This window comes from Methylophaga sp. UBA5088 (assembly GCF_002414625.1).
GTDB lineage: Bacteria > Pseudomonadota > Gammaproteobacteria > Nitrosococcales > Methylophagaceae > Methylophaga > Methylophaga marina.
The window spans coordinates 1,644-3,272 of record NZ_DIAC01000129.1 but is presented as its reverse complement, the minus strand read 5'-3'; the positions used below and the strand labels follow the sequence as shown (position 1 = coordinate 3,272).

The window sequence follows — 1,629 nt, the reverse complement described above, 5'->3', positions numbered from 1 at the left end:
ATCCATGCCGACACCACGGCCAGAGAGATCACTTACTTGATCGGCAGTAGAAAAGCCCGGTAAGAATATAAGTTCATGTATTTTCTCAGGTGAAAGTGATTCATTCGGCTCGACCAAACCTTTTTCGATTGCCTTCTGTAAAATCTTCTCTTCGTTTAACCCTGCACCGTCATCACTAATCTCAATCACAATATTGCCACCCTGATGATAGGCGTTGAGTTTTAGAACACCGGTTTCAGATTTGTTAGCCGCCAGGCGTTTTTCGGGTGTTTCCAGGCCATGATCCAGGGAGTTGCGAACAAGATGAACAAGTGGATCACCAATTTTTTCCATCACTGTTTTATCAAGTTCGGTTTGCTCGCCGGTCAGCACCAGTTCCACCTGCTTTCCAAGTTTGCTGGTCATATCATGGACAAGGCGAGGGAAGCGATTAAACACAAAACTGATGGGCAACATACGAATACGCATGATGCTTTCTTGCAACTCTCGGGTATTACGCTCTAACTGCTCTAAACCATCAATTAGTTGTGGCAGCATACTGACATCAAAATTATCACCGATCTGACCTAACATCGACTGAGTAATAACCAACTCACCGACTAAGTTGACGAGTGAGTCGACTTTATCTGTACCCACGCGTATAGAAGCGGTAGAGGCATCACTGCTGACTGTTTTCTTTTTAGGTGCGACGTCACTTTTGATTGGTGTTTTTGATGGAGCATCAACGGCTATAGAGGCGTGGTCAGTCGCCATGGGTTGAGATACAGCTTCAACAACCTCAGGTTTATCATGGCGCTGTTGCTCCTGTAACAGTTCAGGTGAGTCTGAAGCTTCATTTTCTTGAAGTCGCTCAATTGTTAGCTCACAATCACCATCCACCCATTCGAAGACTTCATTTATCTGAGCTTCATCCATTTCGCCAGTAAGCGTCAGTTCCCAACTGAAATAACATATTTCAGGGTCAAGGTCTGTAAAAGGGGGCAACTCCTCATCATTCACAGTTACAGCTAATTCACCAAGTTCAGCTAGCTCACGGAACATACGTATGGGTTCATTACCCGTTTGAAGCAGGTGAGGTAGTGGTTTGAAGTGAATCAACCAAGACTGTTGCTGAGTATTCGTTTCAGTAGTATCAGACTCATGGCTCTCTGGTAAGGAGGTATCCTCAACATTCATCCCAGTTTCAGCCACAGCAGCATCTAATATCTTCTCAAGCGCGTGAGAAACTTGAGTTACTTTTTCCTCATCAACATCTGAGCTGTTTTGAACAGCTGTCAACATTTCACGTAAGGTATCGACAGCGGAGAGTAATGTTTCAATGACCTCATGAGTTGCTTCACGCTCACCGTTGCGAATTTGGTCTAAAAGGGTTTCTAGACCATGCGTGAACTCAGAAATATGGCTAAAGCCGAACGTGCCAGCCCCACCTTTAATTGAGTGTGCAGCACGAAAAATGCCATTAACCGTATCATCATCGATCTCCCCTTGAGACATGCTCAGCAGGCCTGTTTCCATAATATCGATGCCTTCGAAGCTTTCTTCGAAGAATACGCCATGAAATTGGGTAACATCGATGCTCATCTGTCTACCCCAGGACTTTTTTCACCGTTGCTAAAAGCTGATCTGGAT

At 44.8% G+C, this 1,629-nt stretch carries 1 protein-coding gene; it reads right to left on the bottom strand.

The annotated features are described in order from the left end of the window. The coding region (locus B4K20_RS15805) for a chemotaxis protein CheA (RefSeq protein ID WP_289283653.1) at window positions 1-1,581 on the bottom strand (1,581 nt) is incomplete at its 3' end. Window positions 1,582-1,629: the final 48 nt, after the last annotated feature.